Here is a 13,740-nt window from a genome sequence, read left to right as displayed (position 1 = left end):
CGTCCAGCAGGTTGGCGGCGGCGTCGTAGGCAAAGGTTTCGCCGTGGCCGTGCGGGCTGTCCTGGCTGGCGATGATGCGGCCGGTGCTGTCGTAGTGCCGCAGTTGCCGGTGTTGCGCGGCAGGTTGCTGGTCGAGTTTGCCGATGAGGTTGTCGGCGGGGTCGTATTCGAAGTGTTTTTGCACCGGCGCCGGCAGCAGCGAAGGTTGGCCGGTGTGGCGGCGTTGGCGCGCGCGCAGGCGGCCGCTGCGGTCGTAGTCGCTGCGGGTACTGAGTTGCCCTTGGGTGCGCAGCACCTCACGGTGCAGGCGGTCGCGTTCGAAGTCGCTGATGACCTGGCCGTCGAGGTTGATCTGGTGCAGGTGGCCGCTGCCGTAATACAGCCGATTGACCCAACGGCCATCAGGCAATTGGGTCTGGATCAGGTTACCGAGTTCGTCGTAGTGGTGTTGCAGGCTGCCGGCGGCGCTGTTTTCTTCGAGCAACTGGCCAGTCGCGTCGTAGGCGAAGCTCAGGCCCTGGGCGTTGCCTTGCAGGTCGGTGAAGGTGACGGCGGTGAGCTGGTCCAGTGGATCGTAGGCGTATTCGGTGCGGCCATCGTCGGTGACCTTGGTGACCAGTCGGCCGACGGCGTCGCGTTCCAACTGATGAACAATGGGGGCTGGAGGGGTTTCGGGGATGACGGCCAATCCAGTGCCATATGGTGCCGGGATCGCGATCACCGCCGAGATGTTATCCAGCCGATCATAGCTGTAGCGCTTGGCGCTGCCATCCAAGTCCTGTTGTTCGGTCAGCCGATCCCCGGCATCCCAGGCAAACCGATAGCTTTCACCATTCTCGTTGACCAGCGCTTGCAGCCGTCCATAGCTGTCATAGGCAAATTGCACCTGCCGGCCCTGGGCGTCGGTGCGTTGGCGGACCTGGCCGCGACGGTTGTGTTGGTAGTGGGTAGTGTGCCCGGCCGGGTCGGTGTAGCCGGTGAGCTGGCCGGCGGCGTCGCGCTGGTAGTGCTCGGTGCGGCCGTCTGGCAATTGGCTGCTGAGCAACCGGCCCTGGGCGTCGTAGCTGAACTGGGTGCGTTCGCCGAGGGCGTCGGTGATGGTCTGCAGGTAGCCGCGTGGGTCGTAGCTGAACCGCGTCGGGTAACCCGAGCAATCGATGTGCTCCACCAATTGCCCGAACGGGCTCCAGCGCAGCTTTTTGCTTTTGCCAGTGGCGTCGATGATTTCGGTGACCTGGCCGTGGGCGTCGTAGCGGTAGCGGGTGACGTGGCCCAGCGGGTCAGTCTCGGCGATGCAGTTGCCGCGTGGGTCATAGCGGTAGTGCCAGCTGTGGCCGGCGGCGTTGGTGTCGGTCAGCGGCAGGGCCCAGTGTTCCAGCCACAGGGTGGTTTCGCTGCGGCCCAGCGGGTCGGTTTCACTGATCAGGTTGCCGGCTTCGTCGTAGCTGAAGGTGTAGGCGCCACCCTGTGGATCGATGGCGCTGAGCAGCTGGCGTTCGTCGTTCCACTCGAATTGCCAGGTCTGGCCGAGATTGTCGCTGAACCGAGTGATCTGGTACTGGCTGTTCCAGTGCCGGGTGCTGATGCGCTGCAAGCTGTCGCTGATGCGGGTGATGCCGGCCGCCAGGTCATAGTCGAACTGGTAGGCGTCGCCCTCGTCAGTCCAGTGCCGGACCACACGCCATTCCAGGTTTTCGATCAGGGCCCAGTCGTAGAAACAGCGCAGGCCGGTGGGCAATTGATGCTCCACCATCCGCCGGCCGGCGTCGTAGAAAAAGCGCCTTTGCACCTGGCCGCTGGCATCGCGCACTTGCGCGAGATTACCCGCCGGGTCGTAGGCATAGCTGACCAGCACTTCGCGTTGCTGGTCGGGGTAGAGGCGTTCGATCTGGCTGACGCGTCCGTGTTCGCGGATCAGCTCCACCTGAACCAGGTCGAAGGTATCGCGCAGACGCAGCAGGCGCCCGGCCTCGTCATAGTCGAGATGGATGCGGTTGTCGTTGCGATCGCCCAATTGGCTCAGGCGCAGCAGCGACCGATTGCCCGGCGTCGGCTCGAACAAACGGTACAGGCCGTCGTCGCTTTCGATCAGTAACTGGCCGTTGAGGTGCCGGCGCACGGCCAGCCCTTCGCCGGCGCTGAACACCGCGCCGCCGAGGGGGATCGAACCCATGTCGATGGGCCGGCCCTGTTCGTCGGTGTAGACCAGGGATTCGCCGCCCTCGGGATGGGGCAGGATCTCGACGCAGACCTCGTAGGAAACGCTCCAGCCAGCGCCGAACAGGCTGTCGCGGCGTTCGTCGCGGCTGTTGTAGACGCGCTGCCAATTGATCGGCAGCAGGCCAGGCAAAACGAAATCCAGTTCTTCATCGCCACCCAGTACCTTGGCGCCGGTGGCGGCGTGCACCGGATTCGATGAACCGAGGGCGGCGTTGGCGGCAGCATTCGCGGCGCTGCTGACGGCCATGGACACCGCACCGCCGACCAGCATGCACGGCAGCTTGCTGAAGAATTTGCCCTTGCTGCCCTTGAGCATCAGCAGCGCGGTGACGGCCAGCCCCACGCCCGGAGTCTTGCCGCTGCGGATCTCGCGCACCACCACCGAACCGCCGCCGATGGTGACATTGGACGAAATCAACCCGGACGATACGACCTTGGCATCACAGGTGCTGCGGTCGCCGCTGCGCACGGCAGGCTGGCCGTTGATGGTGACCTTGTCCGAGCCTTCGGCCAAAAATTGTGGCGGCATCGGTGGATGCTTCATGCAGACGACCATGTCCAGCGGCTTGGGCACGGCGCCGGGCGCGGGTGTGGCGACGGTGGGGCGCCACATCTGCGAGAAGAAGCTCTCGGCCATGTCCAGGTAGCTGGGCTCGGCTTGCGGCTCTGGGGCTTCCAGCTCGGTGCCGGCCGGCGCGTCGTGGGACTGGATGGCTCCGGCGGCGCGGGCGGCAGGAATATTGTTGGTCAGGGTGTCGGTGGAACCGGTGAGGATGTTGGCCTGCACCGTGGGCGGAAAAAGGGCGTTGCCGATGCTCTCGCATAAATTGCTCAAGCCCTTGTCGGCCCCGGTCTTGCTCATGGCCAGGCCGACAAGGGTGCCAACCACCAGGCCGAGGACGAAACAGCCGAGGCCGCCAGTGACCACGGTGATACCGGTGGCCGCGACCACGGCAGCCGTCGCCAGGGCGGTGATCGCGATATTGGCTGCCACTTCCAGGACGCCGCCGAGGATGTCGGCCATCATCGAGGTGTGGTCCAGCGCATCGCCCAACCGGGCAGCCCAGAGCGCGTCAGACATGCACGCTGCTCATGCGGTTGGAGCCGCTGATGGTGACAGGTTCAAACGTTGTGATGCCTTCCATTGCACTATTCTCCTTGTCAGTCGTGACCTGTGTATCAGTGCCGGGGCATTGGACCAGCTTCGAGTCCACCAGGCAATCGGTCGCTCAATCGTCCCGCACGGCCAATCGATGGGCCGTTGCGACGCCGTGTCAGGCCACCCACGGATTGAGCAGCGTGACCCCGCTGGCCTCAAAGTTCGCAACGTTGCGGGTGACCACCGTCAGGCCGTGGATCAGTGCAGTGGCGGCAATCAGCGCGTCGCATTCGTTGCTGCGATCGGGCACGTGCAGGCGAGCGCAGCGCAATGCCACGGTGCGGTCCACCGCCAGGATCCGGCCGGCAAACGCGGGCAGGACATGATTATCCAGCCACGCGCGCAAGCGGCTGCCCTGCGCCGGATCCTTGCGCTCGAAGCGCAACACGCCGGTTTCCAGTTCCAATACGGTAATCGCCGAGACATACAGGCTGGGGGCGGGCACGCTACGGGCCCAGGCCTGCACGTTTTTGTCGGCCTGGGGTTTGCGCAATTCCGAAATGACGTTGGTGTCGAGTAGATACATCAGGACAGGTCTGCCGCTCTAGGAGTGATGATGGCGCGCTCGGTATCGAAATCGATATCCGGCGCATCGGGCATGACCAGCAACTCGACCAGGCTGGCGCCGATGCCGGTCAGTTTCTGGTACTCCTCAATGCTTAGCAGTACATGGGCCGGCTTGCCACGGTCAGTGATGATGACCGGCCCTTCACGGCTGGCTTTTTTGGCACCACTTGTGTCGTGGTTGAATTCGCGGCTGGAAATGGTGGTGATGGACATGGTCGTGCCCCTCATTCGACTTAATGTAGGCACGTTACTACGTGTGCTTGGAGGCCGGCAAGAGAAACGGGCTTGTCGTATCGGAGCGGCCACAAAAAAGGCCCCGTCAATGTCAATGACGGGGCCTTTCGTGTGTCAGTCGCAAGCCTTACTGGGCGTCAGCGGCCGGAGCCTTTTCGCCATGAGACAGGCTGTAGACATAGGCGGCCAGCAAGTGGACCTTGTCGTTGCCTTGCAGATCGGCCTGGGCAGGCATCTGGCCCTGGCGACCGTAGCGGATGGTCTGCTGCAGCTGCGCGAAGCTCGAACCGTAGATGAACGCGCCCGGATGCGTCAGGTCAGGCGCGCCCATGGCGGGCGTGCCCTTGCCGGCTGGGCCGTGGCAAGCCACGCAGTTGGCTGCGAACAGCTTCTGGCCGTTGGCCGGGTCGGCCTTGGCGCCTTCCGGCAGTTTGCGGCCGTGCAGGCCGGTCACCAGGTAGGAAGCCACGTCGGCAACACCTTGCTCGCCGACCACGGCAGCCCAACCCGGCATGACCGCGTGACGACCGCCCATGATGGTGGTCTTGATGGTTTCCGGCTCACCGCCCCAGCGCCAGTCGGCGTCGGTCAGGTTAGGGAAGCCATAGGCACCCTTGGCGTCGGAACCGTGGCAGACCGAGCAGTTGGAGGCGAACAGGCGGCCACCCATCTTCAGGGCTTGCGGGTCCTTGGCGACTTCTTCGATGGGCATGGAGGCGAACTTGGCGAAGATCGGACCGAACTTGGCGTCCGAGCGAGCCATTTCCTTTTCCCATTCGTGCACGCCGGTCCAGCCGGTCTGGCCGTTGGCGAAAGCCGTCTGCTTCTCAGTGTCCAGGTAGTTGTAGCCTGGCAGCAGGCCTTTCCAGTTGCCCAGGCCCGGGTAGAGCACCAGGTAACCGAGGGCAAACACGATGGTGCCCACGAACAGCATGAACCACCATTTCGGCAGCGGGTTGTCGTACTCCTCGATCCCGTCGAAGGAGTGGCCAACCGTCTCTTCGGTGGCTTCGCTGCGTTGGCCCTTGCGGGTCGACAGCAGCAGCCAGGTCAGGGAGAAGATCGTTCCCAGGCTGAGGACTGTGACGTACAGACTCCAGAACGTAGTCATTCTTTGTTACTCCTAGAAGCTTGCTCGACGTGCTTGATGGCTTCGGGATCATCCGCGAACGGCAGCAAGGTCGCGTCGTCAAACTCCGACTTGCGCTTGGGGCTGAACACCCACAGGGCCAGGCCGATGAAAGCCACCATTACGACGACGGTGCCCAGGCCGCGAATCATCCCGATATCCATTAAGAATCACCGTTTGCTTTTGATGATGGTGCCCAGGCCTTGCAGATAGGCCACCAGCGCGTCCATTTCAGTCTTGCCCTTGACGGCATCCCTGGCACCGGCGATGTCTTCGTCGGTGTAAGGCACGCCCAGGGTGCGCAGGACTTCCATTTTTTTCGCGGTGTCTTTGCCGTCGAGCTTGTTTTCTACGAGGAACGGGTAGGCCGGCATTTTCGATTCAGGCACGACGTTGCGCGGGTTGTACAAATGCGCACGGTGCCAGTCGTCGGAGTAGCGGGCGCCAACGCGGGCCAGGTCCGGACCGGTGCGCTTGGAACCCCACAGGAACGGGTGGTCCCAGACGCTTTCACCGGCGACCGAATAGTGGCCGTAGCGTTCGGTCTCGGCGCGGAACGGACGGATCATCTGCGAGTGGCAGCCGACACAGCCGTTGGCGATGTAGACGTCGCGGCCTTCCAGTTCAAGGGCGGTGCGCGGCTTCATGCCTTCTACCGGCTTGTTGGTGACGTCCTGGAAAAACAGCGGAACGATCTGGGTCAGGCCGCCGATGCTCACGGCGATGACCATGAAGAAGGCCAGCAGGCCGATATTCTTCTCTACTGCTTCGTGCTTCATCAGTGAGCTCCAACTACGGCGATCTTGGCGGCGGCTTCAGCTTCAGCCGGGTCAGAGGCACGAACGGTGCGATACACGTTGTAGGCCATCAACAGCATGCCGCTGGCGAAGAACGCGCCGCCCAGGGCACGGACGATGTAGCCCGGGTGGCTGGCTTGCAGCGCTTCGACGAACGAGTAGGTCAGGGTGCCGTCGTCGTTGATTGCACGCCACATCAGGCCCTGGGTGATGCCGTTGACCCACATCGAGGCAATGTAGAGCACGGTGCCGATGGTCGCGAGCCAGAAGTGCGCGTTGATCAGCGGGGTGCTGTGCATCTGCGCACGCCCGAACAGTTTCGGGATCATGTGGTAGATGGCACCGATGGAAATCATCGCGACCCAGCCGAGCGCACCGGCGTGTACGTGGCCGATGGTCCAGTCGGTGTAGTGGCTCAGGGAGTTGACGGTCTTGATGGCCATCATCGGGCCTTCGAAGGTCGACATGCCGTAGAACGCCAGGGACACCACCAGAAAGCGCAGGATCGGGTCGGTGCGCAATTTGTGCCAGGCACCCGACAGGGTCATCATGCCGTTGATCATGCCGCCCCAGCTTGGCGCCAGCAGGATGATCGACATCGCCATGCCCAGGGACTGCGCCCAGTCCGGCAGGGCGGTATAGTGCAGGTGGTGCGGACCGGCCCAGATGTACAGGGTGATCAGCGCCCAGAAGTGAACGATGGACAGGCGATAGGAATAGATTGGACGCTCGGCCTGTTTCGGCACGAAGTAGTACATCATCCCCAGGAAACCGGTAGTCAGGAAGAAGCCCACGGCGTTGTGGCCGTACCACCACTGGATCATCGCGTCGGTCGCGCCCGAGTAGGCCGAGTACGACTTGAACAGGCTGACCGGCAGGGACATGTGGTTGACGATGTGCAGCATGGCCGTCACGACGATGAAGGCACCGTAGAACCAGTTGCCGACATAGATGTGCTTGCTCTTGCGCTTGACGATGGTGCCGAAGAACACCAGGCCGTAGGTCACCCAGACAATGGCCAGCAGAATAGCCAGGGGCCATTCCAGTTCCGCGTATTCCTTGGTGGTGGTGAAACCCATTGGCAAGGTCACGATCGCGCCGACGATGACGGCTTGCCAACCCCAGAAGGTAAAGGCGGCGAGGCCGTCGGAAATCAGTCGCGTTTGGCAGGTTCGCTGCACGACGTAGTAAGAAGTGGCAAACAACGCACAGCCACCGAAGGCGAAGATCACCAGGTTGGTGTGCAGCGGGCGCAGGCGTCCAAATGTCGTCCATGGCAGATCGAAGTTCAACTCCGGCCAGACCAGTTGCGAGGCGATGAAGACACCGAGCCCCATGCCAAGGATCCCCCAGACCACCGTCATGATGGCGAACTGGCGGACTACCTTATAGTTATAAGCAGTCGGACTGATTGCTGTGCTCATTCTAAGGTTCCACGGTTTGGGTGTTTTATTAGGATAAAAATCGGTCGCAAGTATGGAGAAAGCGGGGGGTCATTGCAACGCGCCATGACCTGGGTCAATGCTTTCCAAAGCTGATTCTGCGGCCTTTCCATGTTCCGTGTAGGGACAAAATTGGCCCTTGGCAAAATGTCGCGACAAAGGAACGAGGCGAGGGGGTCGGGTCGGTTGTAACGGGGTATGTTCAAACCCTGCGTTCGAGTGATGCCGGGCAATTCTCGCAAAGCCGGTATTCACTTGCCTTTGCGGCTTTTATTGTCGAACGATTGTCGAACACATCGGGTCGGGTCGACCTGAAACCGGCAGTCGCCAATGCACGCAGAGGCAAGCTTAGACCCGATTCGGGGGAACCGAAAGAAAGACCTTGGGAGGGTGCGACAAATAGAAGCAGCTACGGGTTTCGAGCTGCAAGCTGCGAGTGGGTACTCGTCGCTTGCAGCTCTTGCTTTGGCCTTTACCTGACGCTTGAAGCTTGCGGCTCGCCGCTCAACTGCTCCTCCCCCTTCGAGAGGCTGTAGACGTAAGCAGCGAGCAGTTGCACCTTGTCATTGCCGAGCAGTTCGCTCTGCGCCGGCATGTGGCCCTGGCGGCCATGGCGAATGGTCTGCTGCAACTGGGCCAGGCTGGTGCCATAGATGAACCCGGACGGTTGTGTCAGGTTCGGCGCGCCCATGGCTTCGGTGCCCTGGCCATTTGCGCCGTGGCAGGCTGTGCAGGTGGTGTTGAAGACCTGCTGGCCGGCTTGCAGGTCGGCACCGCTGTCCGCCGGCAGCGGCAGGCCGGCCAGTTCGTGGCGAACATACGCCGCGACATTCTTCACCCCCGCGTCCCCCAGCACTTCGCCCCAGGCCGGCATCGCTGCCACGCGCCCGCCGAGGATGGTGGCCTTGATGGTGTCGGCTGCGCCGCCCCAGCGCCAGTTGTTGTCGGCCAGGTTCGGGAAGCCGAAGGCGCCCTTGGCGTCCGAGCCGTGGCAGACCGAGCAATTGGAGGCAAACAGGCGGCCACCCATTTTCAATGCCTGGGGGTCCTTGGCGACTTCTTCCACGGGCATCGCGGCGAATTTGGCGAAGATCGGCCCGAACCTGGCGTCGGCCTTGGCCATCTCCTTTTCCCACTCATGGACCCCGGTCCAGCCATTATCGTAGCCGGGCAGGATGCCTTTCCAGTTGCCCAGGCCCGGATACAGCACCAGGTAGCCGACGGCAAACACCAGGGTGCCGGCGAATAACAGGAACCACCATTGCGGCAGCGGGTTGTCGTACTCCTCGATGCCATCGAAGCTATGGCCCATGGTCTGGTCGACACTGCCCTTGGTCTCGCCCTTGCGGGTGCCGACCAGCAGCCAGGTCAGGCCGATCAGGCTGCCGAGGGTCAGTACGCAGATCCACGTACTCCAGAAAGTGGTCATGGCCGGGTACTCCTTGTCGCAGGGTCTTGAGGGTTGGCGGTGTCGACCGAAGGCTCGTCGGCGAACGGCAGCAGGCGCGCCTGGGCGAACTCCGGGCCGCGCTTGCTGCTGAATACCCACAGGATCAGGCCGACGAAGGCGACGAACACCACGACCGTGCCCAGGCCGCGGATCATTCCAGTGCTCATTTCAGGAAACATGGGGCTCACCTCTTGCTCTTGATGGCAGTGCCGAGCACTTGCAGGTAGGCCACCAGCGCGTCCATTTCGGTCTTGCCCTTGAGCGAGGCCATGCTGCCGGCGATGTCGTCGTCGGTGTACGGCACGCCCAGTGTGCGCATGGCACGCAGCTTGGTTTCGGTGTGGCTGCTGTCCACCGCCTGTGTCACCAGCCAGGGGTAGGCCGGCATCTTCGACTCGGGCACGACGTTGCGCGGGTTGTACAAGTGCGCGCGATGCCAGTCGTCGGAGTAGCGGGCGCCGACCCGGGCCAGGTCCGGCCCGGTACGCTTGGAGCCCCACAGGAACGGGTGGTCCCAGACGCTTTCGCCGGCCACCGAATAATGGCCGTAGCGCTCGGTCTCGGCGCGGAACGGACGGATCATCTGCGAATGGCAGCCGACGCAACCTTCGCGGATGTAGATGTCGCGGCCTTCCAGTTGCAGCGCGGTGTAGGGCTTCATGCCGTCCACCGGCTTGTTGGTCACGTCCTGGAAGAACAGCGGCACGATCTGGGTCAGGCCGCCAATGCTCACGGCCAGGACCATCAGCAGCATCAGCAGGCCGACGTTTTTTTCAATGGTTTCGTGTTTCATGGCGGACTCCTCAAGCCATCTGCGCGGCAGCGGCGGCTTCGGCAGGCTGGTAGGCCCGCACGGTGCGCCAGGTGTTGTAGGCCATCAGCAGCATGCCGCTGAGGAAGACCGCGCCGCCCACCAGCCGTACGATGAAGCCCGGGTGGCTGGCCACCAGGGTTTCGACGAAGGAGTAGGTGAGCGTGCCGTCCTCGTTCACCGCACGCCACATCAGGCCCTGGGCGATGCCGTTGACCCACATGGAGGCGATGTACAGCACCGTGCCGATGGTCGCGAGCCAGAAGTGCGCGTTGATCAGGCCGATGCTGTGCATCTGCGGCCGGCCGAAGACTTTCGGGATCATGTGGTACAGCGCGCCGATGGAAATCATCGCCACCCAGCCCAGGGCGCCGGCGTGGACGTGACCGATGGTCCAGTCGGTGTAGTGGGAGAGGGCGTTGACGGTCTTGATCGCCATCATCGGACCTTCGAAGGTCGACATGCCGTAGAACGCCAGGGACACCACCAGAAAGCGCAGGATCGGGTCGCTGCGCAACTTATGCCAGGCGCCCGACAGGGTCATCATGCCGTTGATCATGCCGCCCCAGCTGGGTGCCAGCAGGATCAGCGACATCACCATGCCCAGCGATTGCGCCCAGTCCGGCAGCGCGGTGTAGTGCAAGTGGTGCGGACCGGCCCAGATGTACAGGGTGATCAACGCCCAGAAGTGAACGATGGACAAGCGATAGGAATACACCGGGCGCTCGGCCTGCTTCGGCACGAAGTAGTACATCATCCCGAGGAAACCGGCGGTGAGGAAAAAGCCTACGGCGTTGTGCCCGTACCACCATTGCACCATGGCATCGGTGGCCCCGGCGTACACCGAGTAGGACTTGGTGAAACTGACGGGCAGTTCCAGGTTGTTGACGATGTGCAGGATCGCCACGGTGAGGATGAACCCGCCGAAGAACCAGTTACCGACGTAGATGTGCTTGGTGTTGCGCTTGGCCACGGTGCCGAAGAAGACGATGGCGTAGGCCACCCAGACGATGGTGATCAGGATGTCGATCGGCCATTCCAGCTCGGCGTATTCCTTGGAACTGGTGTAGCCCAGTGGCAGGCTGATGGCCGCTAGCAGGATGACCAGTTGCCAGCCCCAGAAGCAGAAGGCGGCGATTTTCGGCGCAAACAGCTGGGTCTGGCAGGTGCGCTGCACCGAATAGAACGAACTGGCGAACAACGCACAGCCACCAAAGGCGAAGATCACCGCGTTGGTGTGCAGCGGGCGCAGGCGGCCGAAGCTGGTCCAGGGCAAATCGAAATTGAGCTGCGGCCAGACCAATTGGGCGGCGAGAAAAACCCCGAGTCCCATGCCGACGATGCCCCACACCACCGTCATAATGGCAAATTGGCGGACCACCTTGTAGTTGTAGGCGGTACTGATAGAAGTGTTCATGGTTCCCCATCCACGGTTCAGCCGAAGTGAGCGCCTGCGGCGTTCTTCGCCTGGAGTTATAGGCAGACTAAAAGCGAGGCAAGCATGGACAAACAGCACAAGGCCAGTATTGACGGGGATCAATGGGCGCAGTGCGTGGCGCAGCACGGTTGGTTGTGGACAGCCGCGCAACCGGGCAGCAACGCCGAACCGCCGACGCTGATCCTGGCCCACGGCGCGGGGGCGCCGATGGACAGCGGGTTCATGGATGAAATGGCCGCATGCCTTGCTGCGCAGGGCGTCAACGTGTTGCGCTTCGAGTTTCCCTACATGGTCCAGCGGCGCCTGGACGGCGGTAAACGCCCACCCAATCCGGCGCCGAAACTGCTGGAATGCTGGCGTGAGGTGTACGCTGTGGTGCGGCCTTATGTCGCGGGTCGGTTGGCCATCGGCGGCAAGTCCATGGGCGGGCGGATGGCGAGCCTGCTGGCCGATGAGCTGGGGAGCGATGCGCTGGTGTGCCTGGGCTATCCCTTCTATGCAGTGGGCAAGCCGGAAAAACCGCGGGTCGAGCATTTGACGGGGTTGAAGACCCGGACCCTGATCGTCCAGGGCGAGCGCGATGCGTTGGGCAATCGCGAGGCGGTGGCAGGGTATGCGTTGTCACCGAGTATCGAGGTGTTGTGGCTGGAGGCGGGAGATCATGATCTGAAGCCGCTCAAGGCATCGGGGTTCAGTCATGAGCAGCATCTTGAGGCCGCGGCGAAGAAGGTGGCGGGGTTTCTCCTGCAGCATGGATAGTGTCTGGTCTGGCCTTATCGCGAGCAGGCTCGCTCCCACAGGGGGAAGGCGTTCCATTGTGGGAGCGAGCCTGCTCGCGATAGCGGTATGCCAGGCAACAAAAAACCCGGAAGCTTTTACCGTCCGGGCTTTTAGCTACTCCACTGAAGTCAGCGGTTGAACCGCTCCACCAACGAATACTGGGTATTGGCCGTGCGGGTCAGTTCTTCACTCAGCAGCGCCGAGCTGTGGGCCTGGCCCGAGGTCTGGTCGGCCAGTTCGGAGATGTTGCTGATGTTACGGCTGATCTCCTCGGCCACCGAACTCTGCTTCTCGGTGGCGGCGGCGATCTGGGTGGTCATGTCGGTGATGTTGGCCACCGCTTCGCTGATCCCCACCAGCGCCTGATCCGCCTCCATGACCCGCGCCACGCCTTCTTCGGCCTGGCGATGGCCGGCGTCCATGGTTTGCACGGCATTGCCGGCGGTCTGCTGGAGCTTGGCAATCAGAGCGTGGATCTGCCCCGTGGACTCGCTGGTGCGCTGTGCCAGTTGCCGCACTTCGTCGGCCACCACGGCAAAGCCGCGACCCATCTCACCGGCGCGGGCCGCTTCGATGGCGGCGTTGAGGGCCAGCAGGTTGGTCTGGTCGGCGATGCCCTTGATCACGTCGACCACGCCACCGATTTCATCGCTGTCCTTGGCCAACTGGGTCACGGTCTGACCGGTCTCGCCGACCACCACCGACAGACGCTCGATGGCCTCGCGGGTTTCCCCGGCAATGTCGCGACCGCGACGGGTCAGGCGATTGGCTTCCTGGGTCGCGTCGGCGGTGCGTTGCACATGGCTGGCGACTTCCTGGGTGGTCGCGGCCATCTGGTTGACCGCGGTGGCGACCTGTTCGGTTTCCACACGCTGGCGTTCCAGGCCGCTGGAGCTGTTGTGGGCCAGGGTGTTGGACTGGCGCGCCTGTTCAGTGAGGTGCTCGGCGGTGTCCTGCAACCGGGTCAGGCAGGTTTTCAAACGAGCTTCCTGGCTGAGAATCGACATTTCCAGGCGCGCTTGGTCGCCACGGCTGTCGGTGTACATCTGGGCGATCAGCGGGTCGGAGGTGGTTTGCTCGGCCAGGCGCAGCAGGCGTTTGGTCCCACGTTGCTGCCATTGCAGGCCCATCAGTCCCAACGGCACCGACAGCACCGCCGCCAGGGCGAAGCCCCAGTGGGAGTTGAGGAAGGCACCCACGACGAAGCTCAATTGACTGACCAGGATAAACGGCAGCCAGTCCTGCAGCATCGGCAGCCACTTATCGCTATGCGGTACTGCGGGTTTGCCTTGGTTGATTCGTTTATACAGCGCTTCGGCCCGAGCGATCTGCTCGGCGGACGCCTTGACCCGCACCGACTCGTAGCCGACCACCTGGTTGCCTTCGAATACCGGCGTGACATAGGCGTTGACCCAGTAATGGTCACCGCTCTTGCAGCGATTCTTGACGATGCCCATCCATGGCAAGCCTTGTTTCAGGGTGTTCCACATATGGGCGAACACAGCTGAAGGAACATCGGGATGACGCACCAGGTTATGCGGCGCACGGATCAGTTCTTCCTTGGAAAAACCGCTGATTTCGACGAATGCATCGTTGCAATAGGTGATTACACCCTTGGCATCGGTGGTGGAAATCAATCGCTGTTGGGCCGGGAAGGTCCTTTCGCGTTGTGTGACGGGTTGGTTGTTACGCATGGTGTATAGATCCGCAAGG

Annotated in this window: 13 protein-coding genes; 1 reads left to right on the top strand and 12 read right to left on the bottom strand. The window is 62.6% G+C overall.

The window, feature by feature from the left end; translation table 11 throughout:
• The 11 genes from J7E36_RS20675 to ccoN (J7E36_RS20625) all read right to left on the bottom strand — a co-directional run.
• Positions 1-3,301, bottom strand: a 3,301-nt coding sequence (locus tag J7E36_RS20675; protein ID WP_215007105.1) for a DUF6531 domain-containing protein, incomplete at its 3' end; no start/stop codon positions are given.
• A gap of 193 nt (positions 3,302-3,494) precedes the next feature.
• Positions 3,495-3,905, bottom strand: coding sequence for a type II toxin-antitoxin system VapC family toxin (locus J7E36_RS20670; protein WP_215007102.1), 411 nt, complete (start codon positions 3,903-3,905; stop codon positions 3,495-3,497).
• Positions 3,905-4,159, bottom strand: a complete 255-nt coding sequence (locus J7E36_RS20665; protein ID WP_215007099.1) for a type II toxin-antitoxin system Phd/YefM family antitoxin — start codon at positions 4,157-4,159, stop codon at positions 3,905-3,907. The genes J7E36_RS20670 and J7E36_RS20665 overlap by 1 nt, the downstream gene beginning before the upstream one ends.
• Positions 4,160-4,307: 148 nt before the next feature.
• The gene (ccoP, locus tag J7E36_RS20660; protein ID WP_215007096.1) at positions 4,308-5,291 is read right to left on the bottom strand and encodes a cytochrome-c oxidase, cbb3-type subunit III; all 984 of its coding nucleotides are present in this window, start codon (positions 5,289-5,291) and stop codon (positions 4,308-4,310) included.
• Positions 5,288-5,473 carry a CcoQ/FixQ family Cbb3-type cytochrome c oxidase assembly chaperone gene (locus J7E36_RS20655; RefSeq protein WP_003183474.1) on the bottom strand — a complete coding sequence of 62 codons (186 nt, stop codon included), beginning with the start codon at positions 5,471-5,473 and terminating at the stop codon, positions 5,288-5,290. Before J7E36_RS20655 ends, ccoP (J7E36_RS20660) begins: the two co-directional genes overlap by 4 nt.
• Before the next feature lie 6 nt (positions 5,474-5,479).
• Entirely contained in the window at positions 5,480-6,088 is a 609-nt protein-coding gene (ccoO, locus tag J7E36_RS20650; protein WP_215007092.1) for a cytochrome-c oxidase, cbb3-type subunit II, read from the bottom strand.
• Positions 6,088-7,530 (bottom strand): cytochrome-c oxidase, cbb3-type subunit I, encoded by a 1,443-nt coding sequence (ccoN, locus tag J7E36_RS20645; RefSeq protein WP_215007090.1) that lies wholly within the window; start codon positions 7,528-7,530, stop codon positions 6,088-6,090. The genes ccoO (J7E36_RS20650) and ccoN (J7E36_RS20645) overlap by 1 nt, the downstream gene beginning before the upstream one ends.
• A gap of 490 nt (positions 7,531-8,020) precedes the next feature.
• Positions 8,021-8,977 carry a cytochrome-c oxidase, cbb3-type subunit III gene (gene ccoP / locus J7E36_RS20640; RefSeq protein WP_215007088.1) on the bottom strand — a complete coding sequence of 319 codons (957 nt, stop codon included), beginning with the start codon at positions 8,975-8,977 and terminating at the stop codon, positions 8,021-8,023.
• On the bottom strand, positions 8,974-9,177 hold the full coding sequence (locus J7E36_RS20635) for a cbb3-type cytochrome oxidase subunit 3 (RefSeq protein ID WP_215007086.1): 204 nt from the start codon (positions 9,175-9,177) through the stop codon (positions 8,974-8,976). Before J7E36_RS20635 ends, ccoP (J7E36_RS20640) begins: the two co-directional genes overlap by 4 nt.
• Positions 9,178-9,182: 5 nt before the next feature.
• Positions 9,183-9,791, bottom strand: coding sequence for a cytochrome-c oxidase, cbb3-type subunit II (gene ccoO / locus J7E36_RS20630; RefSeq protein WP_215007084.1), 609 nt, complete (start codon positions 9,789-9,791; stop codon positions 9,183-9,185).
• Between the two features lie 10 nt (positions 9,792-9,801).
• Positions 9,802-11,226 carry a cytochrome-c oxidase, cbb3-type subunit I gene (gene ccoN / locus J7E36_RS20625; RefSeq protein ID WP_047703835.1) on the bottom strand — a complete coding sequence of 475 codons (1,425 nt, stop codon included), beginning with the start codon at positions 11,224-11,226 and terminating at the stop codon, positions 9,802-9,804.
• 84 nt (positions 11,227-11,310) lie between these two features.
• On the opposite strand from ccoN (J7E36_RS20625), the gene J7E36_RS20620 reads away from it, so the two are divergent.
• The gene (locus J7E36_RS20620) at positions 11,311-12,006 is read left to right on the top strand and encodes an alpha/beta family hydrolase (protein ID WP_231286529.1); all 696 of its coding nucleotides are present in this window, start codon (positions 11,311-11,313) and stop codon (positions 12,004-12,006) included.
• A 149-nt stretch (positions 12,007-12,155) separates the two neighbouring features.
• Here J7E36_RS20620 and J7E36_RS20615 read toward each other — a convergent pair whose 3' ends face one another.
• Entirely contained in the window at positions 12,156-13,721 is a 1,566-nt protein-coding gene (locus J7E36_RS20615) for a methyl-accepting chemotaxis protein (protein WP_215007082.1), read from the bottom strand.
• Between the last annotated feature and the right edge of the window lie 19 nt (positions 13,722-13,740).

Source organism: Pseudomonas fluorescens (assembly GCF_018614775.1).
GTDB classification, from domain to species: Bacteria; Pseudomonadota; Gammaproteobacteria; order Pseudomonadales; family Pseudomonadaceae; genus Aquipseudomonas; species Aquipseudomonas fluorescens_BY.
The sequence above is the reverse complement of the archived record's forward strand: the minus strand, read 5'-3'. Positions and strand labels throughout refer to the sequence as shown.